This is a genomic window from Vibrio sp. Vb0888, from assembly GCF_033338835.1.
Lineage (GTDB): Bacteria > Pseudomonadota > Gammaproteobacteria > Enterobacterales > Vibrionaceae > Vibrio > Vibrio alginolyticus.
On the sequence record NZ_JAWOTL010000023.1, the window covers coordinates 16,053 to 30,347 of the forward strand.

At 43.9% G+C, this 14,295-nt stretch carries 17 protein-coding genes; 4 read left to right on the top strand and 13 right to left on the bottom strand.

Annotated features, from left to right (window positions below; translation table 11 throughout):
- Positions 1-109: 109 nt before the first annotated feature.
- A complete protein-coding gene (locus tag R7P72_RS20975) occupies positions 110-520 on the top strand; it encodes a flagellar basal body-associated protein FliL (RefSeq protein ID WP_005378687.1) in 411 nt (136 codons plus the stop codon).
- A 63-nt stretch (positions 521-583) separates the two neighbouring features.
- Here R7P72_RS20975 and glpG read toward each other — a convergent pair whose 3' ends face one another.
- The 6 genes from glpG to ftsY form a co-directional block, all read right to left on the bottom strand.
- A complete protein-coding gene (glpG, locus tag R7P72_RS20980) occupies positions 584-1,426 on the bottom strand; it encodes a rhomboid family intramembrane serine protease GlpG (protein WP_031781355.1) in 843 nt (280 codons plus the stop codon).
- Positions 1,426-1,746, bottom strand: a complete 321-nt coding sequence (glpE, locus tag R7P72_RS20985; protein ID WP_213907451.1) for a thiosulfate sulfurtransferase GlpE — start codon at positions 1,744-1,746, stop codon at positions 1,426-1,428. Before glpE ends, glpG begins: the two co-directional genes overlap by 1 nt.
- Positions 1,747-2,239: 493 nt before the next feature.
- Complete coding sequence (gene rpoH / locus R7P72_RS20990) at positions 2,240-3,097, bottom strand: RNA polymerase sigma factor RpoH (RefSeq protein WP_005378693.1); 858 nt, start codon at positions 3,095-3,097, stop codon at positions 2,240-2,242.
- Positions 3,098-3,273: 176 nt separating this feature from the next.
- Entirely contained in the window at positions 3,274-4,242 is a 969-nt protein-coding gene (gene ftsX, locus R7P72_RS20995; RefSeq protein ID WP_005378695.1) for a permease-like cell division protein FtsX, read from the bottom strand.
- A complete protein-coding gene (ftsE, locus tag R7P72_RS21000; RefSeq protein ID WP_005393800.1) occupies positions 4,232-4,906 on the bottom strand; it encodes a cell division ATP-binding protein FtsE in 675 nt (224 codons plus the stop codon). The genes ftsX and ftsE overlap by 11 nt, the downstream gene beginning before the upstream one ends.
- Before the next feature lie 22 nt (positions 4,907-4,928).
- On the bottom strand, positions 4,929-6,143 hold the full coding sequence (gene ftsY, locus R7P72_RS21005; RefSeq protein ID WP_033907268.1) for a signal recognition particle-docking protein FtsY: 1,215 nt from the start codon (positions 6,141-6,143) through the stop codon (positions 4,929-4,931).
- A gap of 230 nt (positions 6,144-6,373) precedes the next feature.
- Between ftsY and rsmD the strand changes: the two genes are divergently transcribed.
- Together rsmD and R7P72_RS21015 are read left to right on the top strand one after the other, a co-directional pair.
- Positions 6,374-6,973 (top strand): 16S rRNA (guanine(966)-N(2))-methyltransferase RsmD, encoded by a 600-nt coding sequence (gene rsmD, locus R7P72_RS21010; RefSeq protein WP_005378702.1) that lies wholly within the window; start codon positions 6,374-6,376, stop codon positions 6,971-6,973.
- 25 nt (positions 6,974-6,998) lie between these two features.
- Positions 6,999-7,265 carry a DUF1145 domain-containing protein gene (locus R7P72_RS21015; RefSeq protein WP_005378704.1) on the top strand — a complete coding sequence of 89 codons (267 nt, stop codon included), beginning with the start codon at positions 6,999-7,001 and terminating at the stop codon, positions 7,263-7,265.
- 57 nt (positions 7,266-7,322) lie between these two features.
- Here R7P72_RS21015 and R7P72_RS21020 read toward each other — a convergent pair whose 3' ends face one another.
- The 4 genes from R7P72_RS21020 to R7P72_RS21035 form a co-directional block, all read right to left on the bottom strand.
- Complete coding sequence (locus R7P72_RS21020) at positions 7,323-7,907, bottom strand: YhgN family NAAT transporter (protein ID WP_005389671.1); 585 nt, start codon at positions 7,905-7,907, stop codon at positions 7,323-7,325.
- A 106-nt stretch (positions 7,908-8,013) separates the two neighbouring features.
- Positions 8,014-8,235, bottom strand: a complete 222-nt coding sequence (locus R7P72_RS21025; protein ID WP_005378711.1) for a YecH family metal-binding protein — start codon at positions 8,233-8,235, stop codon at positions 8,014-8,016.
- Positions 8,236-8,304: 69 nt separating this feature from the next.
- A complete protein-coding gene (locus R7P72_RS21030; protein ID WP_005389670.1) occupies positions 8,305-8,925 on the bottom strand; it encodes a lysoplasmalogenase in 621 nt (206 codons plus the stop codon).
- 1,081 nt (positions 8,926-10,006) lie between these two features.
- Positions 10,007-10,375, bottom strand: a complete 369-nt coding sequence (locus R7P72_RS21035; protein ID WP_005378717.1) for a hypothetical protein — start codon at positions 10,373-10,375, stop codon at positions 10,007-10,009.
- A 327-nt stretch (positions 10,376-10,702) separates the two neighbouring features.
- Between R7P72_RS21035 and R7P72_RS21040 the strand changes: the two genes are divergently transcribed.
- On the top strand, positions 10,703-11,032 hold the full coding sequence (locus R7P72_RS21040) for a DUF2500 domain-containing protein (protein ID WP_005389668.1): 330 nt from the start codon (positions 10,703-10,705) through the stop codon (positions 11,030-11,032).
- Here the strand turns inward: R7P72_RS21040 and R7P72_RS21045 are convergent.
- The 3 genes from R7P72_RS21045 to R7P72_RS21055 all read right to left on the bottom strand — a co-directional run bounded on the left by R7P72_RS21045 (position 11,029) and on the right by R7P72_RS21055 (position 14,292).
- Positions 11,029-12,042: an acyltransferase gene (locus R7P72_RS21045; RefSeq protein ID WP_017636080.1), complete on the bottom strand. Its 1,014-nt coding sequence runs from the start codon at positions 12,040-12,042 to the stop codon at positions 11,029-11,031. The two genes, R7P72_RS21040 and R7P72_RS21045, sit on opposite strands and share 4 nt — an antisense overlap.
- 283 nt (positions 12,043-12,325) lie before the next feature.
- Entirely contained in the window at positions 12,326-13,543 is a 1,218-nt protein-coding gene (gene arsJ, locus R7P72_RS21050) for an organoarsenical effux MFS transporter ArsJ (protein ID WP_054575539.1), read from the bottom strand.
- 254 nt (positions 13,544-13,797) lie between these two features.
- Entirely contained in the window at positions 13,798-14,292 is a 495-nt protein-coding gene (locus R7P72_RS21055) for a cyclin-dependent kinase inhibitor 3 family protein (RefSeq protein WP_005383629.1), read from the bottom strand.
- Positions 14,293-14,295 lie beyond the last annotated feature (3 nt).

A 14,295-nucleotide genomic window follows, 5' to 3' on the forward strand; every position in this document is an offset into this window, starting at 1 on the left:
CCATAGTAATGTATGTAACCGTAAGTTCCGTTATTTGTTATAGACGGCCCATTGTATCAAGACTGAAGCGATTCGAATATCGCGATCCAGAGAAAGAAAAGTTAGAAATATGTACAAACGTTATATAGCCCAAATTATTTTTGCGTTAACCATACTATTCGCCGCACCAAGTTGGGCTGAAACGGAAGAAGCTGGACCTAAGTTGGCATACTTTACCCTAGAGCCTGACCTCACTACTAACTTTTACACCAAAGGCAAAAAGTTAGGTTATGTGCAAGTGCGCATCGACATCATGGTAATGAGTCAACAAGATTTATCAGTTGTTGAGCATCACCAACCTTTGATTCGCGATGCAGTGATTGAATTATTGGGTAAGCAAACAGAAGATACGATTAAGTCCCTGTCTGGCCGAGAAGATCTGCGCAAAACCTTAGTGACGACCCTCAACGAAACGCTTTTGCCTGAAACAGGTAAAACCATCATTGCCGATTTGTTGTTTACAAAATACCTTTATCAATAAACCCAAATCCGTTTTGAACATAAAAAAAGACCGCTCTTGAGCGGTCTTTTCATTTCATCTGCTTTAGGCTTGCTGTTGGTATTTCATCTTGCCTGAATCAAACAGCGCAATCGCCATCCCCGACAGTAGCCCAACTAAGTGAGCGGTGTTTGCAATCGCCATAAATGGCTGCACAAAACCAAGAACTAACCATACCAACATAAAGACGATAATTGGCTTGGGTAACGTAAGGCCTAAATGTGGCAAGCGGTAACCCAGTATCCACAAATAACCAAGCAGTGCATAGACCACGCCAGACAAGCCGCCGAAGTTAGCCCCTTCAACATAGAACTGGCCTGCCCCTGAAAGCGCTGCCGACACCACAAAGAGTTGCAATAGCTTACCGGAACCGAGACGACGTTCGATGTCGCCCCCCAACTGCCACCACCATAGTAAGTTAAACACGATGTGAGTTACTGAAAAGTGCAGTAACGCATGACTTAGCCATCGCCACACTTGCCATTGTTGCCCCTCAAAAGCCGGGAAGTGCAACAACTTAAACACGCCATTGCCAAAGCCAAACATTTGTAACAAGTAGATGATGATACAGACTGTCATGATCAGCAAAGTCATGGGGCCAGCTTTCGCTTTGACCATGCTTATGATACTCGGGCTGGAATAATGAAATGTACTCTTACGAGTATCGGCAACGTCCCACGAGGCGGCGCTGTATTTTGAATCAGACGGGTTAGCAAGGAACAGCTTAAGTTCGGCTTCCGCTTCTATTTCATGCTGGCTATCAGTCAACCACAGCGCAAATTGCCCATCCCCTTCTGGCATCATTTCGATGTCAATTTGGCGAGAGGCCATATAATCAATAAAGGCTTGCGCCATACGTGGATTATTTAACGTTACCAATCTCTTCATTAATTTCTCACTATCGGTAGTTCTGCTCGATGCCAGGCTTCAAAGCCACCATCTACACTGTACACCTGTTCAAAGCCTTGGTTAACCAAATATTGCGCCGCACCTTGGCTACTAATACCGTGGTAACACATCACTAGAATAGGTTGTTCGAACTCCACTTCATCCATAAACGCAACGATCGTATCGTTAGTTAAATGATACGCGGACTCCGCATGCGCAACGGCAAACGATTGAGGGTCACGGATATCTACAAGCTTCGCATCACCCTGCTCGAGCAGCGCTTGCGCACCTTGTACATCGATATGCTTAAACTGATCCATTTACTTTCTCATTGTCTTATTAATATACCCAAGCAACCTCGAACCTAACGTACTAATCAGCGCCCGTGGTACAGCATAAAATCCATATTTGAAGCTGCTTGGGTATACTGCCGCTATTGTAACCTATCCAACGGCAAACTTAGACACATGGATAATCAGGGTTTTCAAAAGTGTACACATTCCAACCATTTGTGGATAAAGCTGTGAATTGCGTTGATAAAGTGTATTTGGATCTTTTGATCCACAATATGTAGTGATGATCCTGATCTAACTGTGTGTATATCTATAACTATCCCCAGATGGAAAAGTGCTTGAATCCCTTATTTTGTCCGGGTTTCGAACAGTTGATAAATAATTACTTCACAGAGTTATACACAGGTAGCACATAAAATCCAGATCGCAAACGCTATCGATTTTCGATCGACAATAAAAAAGCCGAGATCACATGATCTCGGCTTTCTATGAAAATCTTACTTTCAATTAGCAGTGGAAATTAAAATTCACCCACGGCCAATTTTAGTTTCTTCATTGCATTTTTTTCTAGCTGGCGAATACGCTCGGCAGAAACACCGAACTCATCAGCTAAGTCTTGCAATGTTGCTTTCTCATCATCTAACCAACGAGAACGCACGATGCGCTGACTACGCTCATCCAAACTCGCTAATGCATGACCCAAGCGATTGTTGGTGTGCATTTCCCAGTTGGCGGCTTCAATGTTGTCGGCCACATCAGACGATTTGTCTTCTAGGTATAGCATCGGCGCTGTGTAAGCGTTTGAACTGTCGTCTTCATCAGTTGGCATATCAAAGGTTGAATCCACCGCCGCTAAGCGTGATTCCATCTCGCGAACTTCAGAAGGCTCAACACCTAACTCGCGCGCAACGGTTTCCACTTCACCGTTGTTAAACCAACCCAAGCGCTTTTTCGACTTACGCAGGTTGAAGAACAATTTACGTTGCGCTTTAGTGGTCGCAATTTTCACGATACGCCAGTTACGTAGCACGTATTCGTGGATCTCTGCTTTGATCCAGTGGACAGCAAAAGAAACCAAGCGAACCCCTACTTCTGGGTTAAAACGCTTAACGGCTTTCATTAGACCGATGTTACCCTCTTGCACAAGATCCGCCATTGGCAAACCGTAGCCAGAGTAACCACGAGCAACGTGAACAACGAATCGTAGGTGCGAAAGAATTAGACCTTTTGCAGCCTCAATCTCACCTTTATAGTGTAATCGTTCTGCCAGCTCACGCTCTTCGTCTGCAGTCAGCATTGGGTAGCTGTTTACTGAGCGAATATAGCTATCAAGGCTATCTTGCGTGACTAGAGCCATCGGATACGCTTCTTTTGTCATTCAATTCCTCATCAATCTCTGATCTGGAGCATTACATTGCAATTTAGCTTCGATATCTTGAACTCAAAATGAACAAGTTTCAAGAAGGGGAAGCAATTATCCATAAACATTTGGTCTAAGCAAGGGTTCAAAATTAGCTAGTGCTAATGAAATCCAAGTAATAAGACCGCCATCACTTAAACTGGTTCAATTTCTTTTAAATGTCGTTGCGCAGAAAAGCGCGCCGCAATACATCCCAAAAGACTCCCAATGATGATTAGTAACAAAGATTCATCCCAACTTAGACCAATCAGGCGGAACTGGCTATCGTACAACGCAGCAAGGTCTTCCACCGCACTATTCATGACAATGGTCACTAAAGCCGTTACCAACCACGCAATAGTGGCACCTAACACGCCAAACCACATACCTGTGTACAAGTAAGGGCGCAGAATGAAACTGTCCGTCGCACCGATCAGTTTCATGGTTTGAATCTCTTCTTTATTCGCCAGCACATTAAATCGCAATGTATTGCCAACGATTAAAAATACCGCACCGAGCATCAGCACTGTCAGGGTAATGACAATAATACTCGCGAGAGTTTTGATGGCATCAAGACGCGCTAGCCAGTCTTCGTCAAGTCTCACGTCGGTCACATCTTGTTGCTCTCGAACGTCTTTGGCTAATGACTGAATATCACTTTTTAGCTCCGAATCTGGCGTAATCACCAACACACCAGGTAGCGCATAGCCACTTAAGAGGCTGATAGCTTGGTCGAACCCTGCATATTGGCTTAAATCAGATAGACCTTGTTGCGGTGAAATATACTCTACCTCTTTTACCAAAGGCCAAGTTTCAATTTGATCTTTGAGAACCATCACTCGCGCATCCGGCATGCCTTCAACTAAGTAAGCACTAACTTGTGAAGGAGAAGCGACATCTTCCGCTGCCCCCGCAACGTTTTTCCCCAATAGATACAAACAAGCTGGCATGGCAAGTGCCATGGAGATGACCGCTAGGGTCAGAATGTTGCCTAGTGGTCGTTGCCATAAGGCGCTAAAAGAGGATTTAGCTTGTTTTGCGTGGACAGAGAAAAAACCATCGGTATTCGCACGCTTGGCACTACGGCCTTTCCCCTTCTTTTGGGAGTGCTTGTTACCTGCCATAGTCTTCTACCTCACTTAGGAAGCCTTGGTTCAATTCAAAATGACGATACTGTGGGCGAGTGTTTACTAACCCCACATCGTGTGTGGCAAGTAGGATAGTCACGCCCGCACGGTTAAATTCTTCGAATAGACGCAACACACGGTTGGATAATTCTGGGTCAAGGTTACCCGTAGGCTCATCAGCCACCAGCAACGTTGGTCGATTAACCACAGCACGGGCAATACCGACGCGCTGTTGCTCACCACCAGAAAGTTGACTAGGTAGACAACGAGCTTTATCGAGTAAGCCCGTTTTATCTAACGCCGCAGAAACACGGCGTTTGATTTCGTTTTCAGAAATCGATTCGATACGCATTGGCAGAGCGACATTGTCGTACACACTGCGATCCATCAATAGGCGATGATCTTGAAAAACAATCCCAATATTGCGGCGCAAAAAAGGGATGTCTTTGCTTGGAATACGCGTGATGTCGTGACCATTAAAATGGATTTTGCCATCGGTTGGTCGCTCTATCGCGCAGATCAATTTCAGCAAGGTACTTTTACCAGCCCCGGAATGTCCGCCTAAAAACGCCATTTCACCGCGCCTCAGGTGAAAATCGACTTTTTGCAGTGCTTGTCGACCACCTCGGTAAGCTTTGCTTACTTGCTGAAATTTGATCACCGTTGATTTCCTCTAACTCTTTTTATTCTTCACGACTAAACAGTGCGTCAATAAACTCTTGAGTTTCAAATGGACGCAAGTCTTCGATACCTTCACCCACACCAATGTAACGAATTGGAATACCGAACTGATCAGCGATAGCGAAAATTACGCCGCCCTTGGCTGTACCATCCAGCTTAGTCAAAGTAATCCCGGTTAGAGGGGCAACATCACTGAAAAGTTTCGCTTGGCTAATGGCATTTTGTCCTGTACCTGCATCAAGCGTTAGCATGATCTCATGTGGTGCAGAGTCATCAATTTTCTTCATCACACGTACAATCTTACGCAGCTCTTCCATTAGGTTCGCTTTGTTCTGTAGACGACCTGCTGTATCAGCAATCACCACATCCACACCACGTGCTTTTGCCGCTTCAATCGCATCATAGATAACAGAGGCACTGTCTGCGCCAGTATGTTGAGCAATCACAGGAACATTATTACGTTCACCCCACACTTGTAACTGCTCAACCGCTGCGGCACGGAAAGTATCGCCCGCTGCAAGCATCACTTTTTTGCCTTGAGTTTGGAACTGCTTCGCTAGCTTACCGATGGTCGTGGTTTTACCCACGCCATTTACACCCACCATCAAGATGACGTAAGGCGTTTTGTTGCTATCGATTTCTAGTGGCTGTTCGACTTTAGAAAGAATCTCAGCCATTTCTTCTTTCAACAAACCATAAAGGGCTTCGCCGTCTTTCAGATCGCCACGTGTGGCTTTTTCTGTCAGGTTGTTGATAATTTTTGTTGTGGTATTCATGCCCACATCAGCAATAAGCAGTTGCTCTTCTAGCTCTTCAAATAAGTCCTCATCGATTTTCTTACCGCTGAACAGACCGAAGAAGCCAGCACCAATATTTGCTTTTGTTCGGCTTAGGCTGCGTTTAAGACGAGCAAAAAAGCTTTCTGTTGGCTTTTCTTGTTCTTGAACACGAGGCGCGGCCGATACGACTTCTGGCTCTTCTGCTTCTGCTTCTGCTTCTGCTTCTGCTTCTGCTGGGGCAGCCTCTGATTGTTTCGCTTCTTCTTCAAGTTCTGGCGTTGCTTCCGCTTGCTCAGCAACCGCTTCGGTTTGCTGCTCTTCAGAAGGCGCTTCCACTGCTTCTTCTTTTACTGTTTCTTCAGTTTTTGGTTTTGGGCTTTGTTCTTCGTCACCAAAACCTAGCCACGAAAGTAATCCGCGCTTCTTTTTTTCCGTCATCTGGGGCTATCCTAGATTGTTCTTTTATCTATTAATGACTCTTTTTTGACAAGATTATTATCTGTCTAAAAAAGGCTAATGACAAAGTTCTGAAAACTTTCCGATTAGGTAATTCTAATCTTATTAGTGTTACACTCTGTCATCTTGAATATTCTGGGCTGTATCCAAGCTCCAAGCTCATTGCTTGGGCGATTAGATATAGTATCACTTTATTAGCGGTCAAAAAATCTATGGTAAGACGTCGCCAGCAAAACTCATCACAAAAAAAGCCAACAACGGGCTTTGTTCGCATTATTAGTGGCTTATGGAGAGGCAGAAAACTTCCTGTACACGATGCTGAAGGCTTACGCCCCACGACAGATCGCGTCAAAGAAACGCTGTTTAACTGGTTAGCTCAAGATGTACCACAGGCAAAATGTCTCGACTTGTTTGCTGGCTCTGGCGGCTTGGGATTTGAGTCAGCTTCGCGCCAAGCAGAGCAAGTGACCATGGTTGAGCTAAACCCACAAGCTTTCCAACAGTTACAAAAGAATGTTGCCTCTCTTAACGCGAACAACATCCAAGTGGTAAATACCGACGCACTGAGTTTTTTGAAGCAACCGGGTTCTGCTCACCATGTGGTGTTTATTGACCCACCGTTTCGCAAAGGTCTATTGGATGAGACCGTGGCTCTGCTAGAACAAAATGGCTGGCTCGCGGAAGATGCGATGATTTATATTGAAACAGAAAAAGAACTCAATATTGCCGACTTACCAGAAAACTGGCAATTACATCGAGAAAAAACAGCAGGCCAAGTGAGCTATCGTCTGTACGAACGTACCTCCGCATAACGCCTCGATTTAAAAGGATACTTAAATGAAAGCACTAATTATGCTGGCCAAAGCGGCTATCGCCTTTGTTTGGTTAGTATTAATCCTAAATATTTTTATGCCCTTTCCCGGCAATGCCGCGATTGCGCTATACATCATGACCGCTTTTTTGTTCATCATGCACGGTTTACAAATGGCCATCTTCATTGGTGCATTTGGCGACAAAATAAAAATGAGCAGTTGGGAAAAATATTCAATCCTGATTTTTGGTATTTTTGCCCTACTCGATATTCGTCGTAAACACATGATGTAATCGCTCAGATACGAAAAAGCCGCTCTTGTGAGCGGCTTTTTTTCTGCGTTTCGTTCGTCACCCAATGTAACTTTTTACACCATCCAAGAACATTTGAGTGGAGATCATCACCAGTAACAAGCCCATTAAGCGTTCTACCGCCTTCAAGCCACGTTCACCCAACAAGCGATTAAAGAAGCCATAAAACATCAGTATAAAAAATGTTGCGCCCCACGCAATTACGACTGATGCTGACATTTCCAACATTTTCTCTGGATGTTGCGAAGACAGTAAAAGCAAGGCTGCAATCACTGAAGGGCCCGCGATCATAGGAATGGCCATCGGAACAATAAAGGGCTCCTCGCCTGCTGCCAGTCCAGTGATGCTGCCAGCACTCGGGAAAATCATCTTAATCGCAATAATGAAGAGAATAATGCCACCAGAAATGCTGAGCGTTTCTGGCTGGACATGCAAAAAACTTAAGATGCTTTGTCCTGCAAACAGAAATAGCATCAAGATCAGTAAGGCAAACAGTAGTTCACGAATCAATACCTTACGACGACGCTTGGGATCGATATGTTTGAGAATAGACAACACAATCGGCAAGTTACCGAGAGGGTCCATGATTAGAAACAGCATGGTCGCTGCAGAAAGAATGTCCATATTCTGGCCTCACCTAAAAAATGGCGGCCAGTGTATAGCAAACTGACAACATGAGTATATGACTGAGGGCGAAAACACCATAGTCACCCTCGATCTTAGCCGCCGTTTAGTGATTGCAAACTCGCGCCATATTGACCACAAACTTACCTTCAAGCTCACGAATTTTGTCGCGCTTGAGCAAAAATGCTAGTAATGCATCTAAGTCTAGATCATTCAGTTTACAGGTGTGAAAGCGAACGCTAGCACCAAAGTGCTGTGTGAGGGCTTCGCGATCCATTGGTGTTTCTCTAAGTAGGTTTAGCAGCTCGTGAGCATGGATTTCACTCATTATTGACTCCAGTTATTAAGAACAATGCGTTCAGTCTACTGAAATCCTCAAGAGCTGCTTTGACTTAAATTAGTAAATGATTGAGGCAACAATGAGGGCATGAGCAAAAAAGTAACTGCCACTCACCCACAAATAGGCGTGTTTCATCGGTTTTCGATAACCGTGTATCGCGTATGCCAGCGCCGAATAGATCAAAACTAAGGTTCCGCTAAAGCCGATAGCATTGGCGTAACTCGGCACTTGTAACCAAACTTCACCGGCTGCCCAAGCAAGTTGAACCAGCATCATCCCCATGATCACAACAGGGAATACCAGAGAGTCGAGTTGAGGCAGCAACAAAAAGAACGCCACGATACTCGCTGCAAGCAGCAGGGCCAACAGCCACCAGACAATCTCACCATTAAGCTGCACCCAAAATGACTTGCTGTAGCATACCTGGGCAACCAGATAAGCCGTAAAATAGATTAGCTTACGAGTTTTAAACGAGTGCAGCGTATCTGCCACCATAGACACAATCAGCCCACCCGCAATCCAGTAGGTATATGTTGCGGATGCACCTTGAGTTAACACCAACACAAGAAGAAGTAGCAGAGTAAAGATTTTAAACACGAGGGATTGTGTCGGGTTAGCTTGCTTTGCTCCCAACACGGAATACACACCTGATAGCCCTATCGCCAGCCAACTCCACATGCAGTATACACCTTTTACTTAAACTCGCCGCTAGTCTAGGTAGACCAGTTTTGATGTAAAGACACAATCTACGAAAGTTGGATCTCGCTAGCGATTCGAAACATTTTGTAACCCTCAGCCTACGTAATAATAAAGCCGATGAGCCTGAATGATGCCACTAAACATTGGGGCCAAGCTTTGCTCATCAGCCGAACCCATCAAATCACACGACACAATAACCAACGCTTTCTAAAACTATTTAACTGAAAAACAGATAAGTGCTCCAGGTAAGCCGCCATTTCACAAACTGACGATTAAACCACCAGGATGTATGTAATGCAGGCAACAAGAATAAATAACAGACACAAAATAGAAAATAGTCTTAGTAGCGCTCTAAGAGAGGAGAAACCACTGATGACTAGGGGTAAAAACTAAGAAAACCGACCTTAATTCAGTAAAAAAAACATCAGACAAGAAAAGTAAGTCAATGATAAATAAAACCATAATTTCAATAACAGATAAAAGTGCGGACTTCATAAACCATAGAATCACTAAACACTTTTGAAGCCCATATTTTCTCATAAGGTAAGAAAATCTCACTCCATGCTTTCGATTTGACGATGCAACCTCATAGCACATTTTTTAATTTTCTCAATTTTTGAGAAATACAGACAAAATAAACACCCAACATACCATTCGAAACAAAAAACAATTACAAAGCCAACATCACAAACCATTTAACATTATAAAATCATATACTTAAAACAAAAAAGTATAGAAATAAAACAATGTGAACACTTTAAATACAGCACAAAAAACATAGTTTCATTAGTCAGAATCACGTAAAACCAGACAAGTTAAGTGTGGTTTTTGAAAAGATTAACGAGCATATGTTGATCAAACCCCAAAAACAGTGCTATATTAAATTCATCGAGTTCATCAAAGATTAAGGGGTAGTGTTATGATTTCATCTTCTCAAAAACAAGGGCTGGTTATGATTGCAGTGGTTGTGGGTTTAATGACACTGCCAATGATGTACTAACCCAATGATTTAAAATAAAAAAGGACGCAAATGCGTCCTTTTTTATTTATCTGTATAGCTCTACTGAATGTGCTTAGACAAAATATCCCAGTGCATATAGTAGAAACCAAGAGCGGCCAGCGTAATCAACGTCATTAGCAAAATTGCTGTACGCCAAATAAAGCGAGAGCTTCTTGGTGTCAGCTCTTTTTCACAAGCATCACATGCCGCCATAAAGCCTTTACGATCATCCAGCTTGTAATCGTCTTCGTGCACCACTTTGTTACGCACGGTTGCGATGAATCGAAGCTTTGCTATCACGTCATGCGGTAAACGTTCTTCACAACTATTAATAAGTTGGTGCAACCCTTTCCCTTCTGCATGGTACTGAGTACGCAAAAGTTTTTCGATCGTTCGGGTACGCATGACTACTTTTTCAATATCTGACATCGTAACCCTCCTTACCAGACCCTTCCTATGTTCATTATTTTTATTCTTCTATAAATTTAGAGCTTTTTCGAGCCGTTAAGTGCAATTTTACTTTCAATTTGTGCCCTTGAGCTCATATAGCCTAACAAGTGAAAGCCGCTTCGTTCAGCTTTAGTGACTTCGCTTGCAGATGAAGCGACGATTTCATCGTGCATCATTAAGATAAATCGTGAAGTGCGCCGAATAATCTCCATATCCCTTTCATTAGATTATGAATAAGCTACCTCAACTCATCGTTTCGTCAGCGAGTTCTGTAGAATGGGACCCGATAAAACATTGGAGGTTAATATGCCAATCTCACTTATTGTCGCCCTATTCGCCCTTATTGCCTTGGGCGCGTGGGTGTTTTTCCGTTTTTATAGTAAGCACTATGTGGGCGAAGACGCTCCAGAGCAAAGCGCGCAGGTAACGGTTTTAGATAAACAAGCGATAGACATACCAAACGCACCACCAGGTCAAGACGATCAAGAGTATTGGATTTACGTTCAACGTGGTTCTATCGGTCCAAAGCGTGAATTCCAAATTGGAGTGCATTACTACCATGCACTCAACCCTGGAGATAAGGGAACACTGACCTATCGCGGCAACAAGTTCCTTCACTTCGCTATCAAACGTTAAGGCAGTAACCAACGAGTCTTGGCAGAACGAGAAAAGAGATAGCTCATCGCCAAGGCTCCAGCTCCACTTAGAACGATCCAGACTGGAATCACCCACGCAGGATGTCCTGTGTACCAACCGAACTCTTTCATCGGCCATAAGAAAATAGGGTGAAGTAAGTAAATCCCTAAGCTGTGCTGACTGATCACACTAACCACTTTTTGTACTTTTGGTGATAAGCCTTCACCAAAGTAACGCCCGATCATAAAAATCATCGAAGCCGCTAGAATCACATTCAGTGTTTTATAAGAGAGCCAGCGCCCAACCGTATACTTCTCCGCCTCTAAGCTATTTGTCACAACCATCGTAAAGGTCACTGCCAACGCCACGAGCCCTAGCCCAACAAATAAGGTCACCATAGAGCGATTCAAAGGTACCTTTTGAAATAAAACATACCCCAGTGGAAGGTAACCCATATAAAGCCACATCTGATTACTCCAAGGGCCATCAATCTTGAACAAGAACAGTGTGCTGGTGAAAAGCCAAAATGCGAGATAGGTATACAAGACATTGTCATCCACGTTGCGTACCATCCATTGAAACAGCGGAATCACAAAATACAGTGGTATAAAGTAATAGAAAAAGCCGAGATGGTAATACGTTGCGTGGAATGGGCTATTGCTTAATACCTCTTTTACGGTTTCAAAATCAAAGCCTTGAGAAGTCCAACCTGAAAGGTATGCATAAAACATCGACCAAATAAGAAATGGAACTAAAACTTTGCCCAAACGCCTTTTGATATAATACTTACCGTCAAATGGTCGAGTGTCACTGAGCATTAGCGCTCCGGTGATCAAAATAAAAACTGGCACTGCCCAGCGGGTTACGCTATTCACGCCTACCGCTGTCAGCCATTGGTCAAATGGAATCACTCCTAACTCATTTCGATACGGTGCCAAGACGTGAATGGCGATCACTGCTACCGCTGCGAAGCAGCGCAATAAATCAAAAAACAGAACCCTTTCTCTCATACCTTTCCCTACTTTGAGTCGCTTATCGTTTATAGCATAGGGTAAATCTCAACCAGTGAAATGGTTAACAATCTGTTTTTGCTTATTTTTAACTCAACAATGACCTACAACGGGGATTTCATCACCACTCTAATCACTTAACGAGAACCAAAAACCAAGCATCAGTATTCACTCTCGATGCCAAACCGACACAATCTGATTACAGCAAACGGCGCATAAGAAACAAAAATGGCTCCGATTTGGAGCCATTTATACCATCTACAGATAGCGATACTGGGGATAGTTACGCAGTAGCAACATCAGCTTTTGGCAACTTAATTGAAATCAGCGTCGTCAGTGCCAAGAAAGCAAAAGAAACCCATAAGCACGCTGCAAGACCAGCCTCTTGGTAGATCCAACCCGATAATACCGTGCCAATCAAACGTCCCATCGCATTGGCCATGTAATAAAAACCGACATCCAACGAGACGCCATCGCCTTTAGCGTAGCTCACTATCAAGTACGAGTGCAGCGAAGAGTTAATGGCAAACACAGCGCCAAAAATCATCAAACCTACCACAATCACCAATTCAGGCTGCCAACCGATTTGCACACCATAAGCAATACCAGCCGTAATTAACGCTAGGACTCCTGCCCACACCAATGCTGCACTACCATCAGGCACACGACCTTGCGCTTTGCCAGTAATACGCGGCGCAATGCCTTGCACAAACCCATAAGCAATGACCCACGCAGCGAGAAAGCTACCAACCCACAAGTGATCCCAGCCAAACACGCTACCAAGATAAATAGGCAGAGCAACGACAAACCACACATCACGAGCACCGAATAAGAACATGCGAGCTGCGGATAAAATGTTTATCGATTCAGACTTGGAGAATATTTGGCGAAACTTAGGTTTACTCTTTGCTTTACCCATGTCCGCTTCTAGCCAGATCATGCTGCAAACAAACACTAATGTAAGTACACCCGCCATAATAAACATCGAGTTTTGAAAACCCACCCAAGACAGCAGCAAGCCGCCAACAAAAAAGCCCGCTCCTTTGAGTGCATTCTTCGAGCCAGTTAAAATCGCTACCCATTTGTAGAGCGCACCTTGCTGCTCGTCTGGTACTAGCGTTTTAATCGCGCTCTTAGCACTCATTTTGTTCAGATCTTTGGCAATCCCCGACAGAGCTTGCGCTGCCATCACCCAAGGAATGGTCAGCCATGCATTTGGTACTGCGAGCATCAGCAACGCAAACACTTGCATCGCTAAACCAATGTTCATGGTTTTATTTAGGCCTAACCTTGCGCCCAACCAACCACCAACCAGGTTTGTCACCACACCAAAAAATTCATAGAAAAGAAACAGTGAGGCAATAGCTAACGTGGAATAACCTAAGTCATGAAAATAGAGCACCACCAGCATACGCAGTGCGCCATCGGTCACCGTAAAGTTCCAATAGTTAAACGTCACTAACATGTACTGACGAATACTTTTGCTTAATTGAGAAATCATATTGACCTCATATGTACAGCGATAGAAGCATTTAGATCATCATGTTCTAAATACTTCCTAACCTGTACAGCAACATTGACCAATACAATGTTACTGTGATTTTCAAAAAATGCCCCAACATCAACAAAAAGAAAAATACACTTTAAAAACAATTGATTAGTTAATATTAATGGCATTTTTTGTAAACAGTCGTATCCTGAAGAAGCTCGAATTTAGCTTTTGGATCATGATGAACCAAAAGCTATTTAAGCTGATCAAGCGTCTTGAGCCACACGTTCGATGTACTCAACTTGCACAGGTTTTGTAAATGCACCAGGGCGCAATGCCTGCACTTCTCGCACGATATCTTCTAACTGCCATTCCTTTTCTAGGAGTAGGTGAGCAGCGAACAAACCTGTGCGCCCCGAACCACCCATGCAATGCATCGCAACTTTGCCACCTTGAGCAAGAATCGCGTGCAGTTCCGGACTGGCTTGTTGCCACTTCGTCGCAAATTCTTCATTTGGTGCGCAGTCGTCTTCAATCTCGATCTGGAACCATTTCATACCCAGTTGCTGAGTGGCTTCACCCAATGCAGAGACATTCTTCGCTGCTAATTCACTATCATCTAATGCAGTAACGACCGCTTGAACACCCTGCTCTTTCAACTGTTCTAACGACGCATGCAAATCGACACCTTTCGTTCCTGGGCACGGTGTTAAGATTAAAGCACCGGAGTCCAAATCTAATTGCCATGTAGGATGAGACATTGT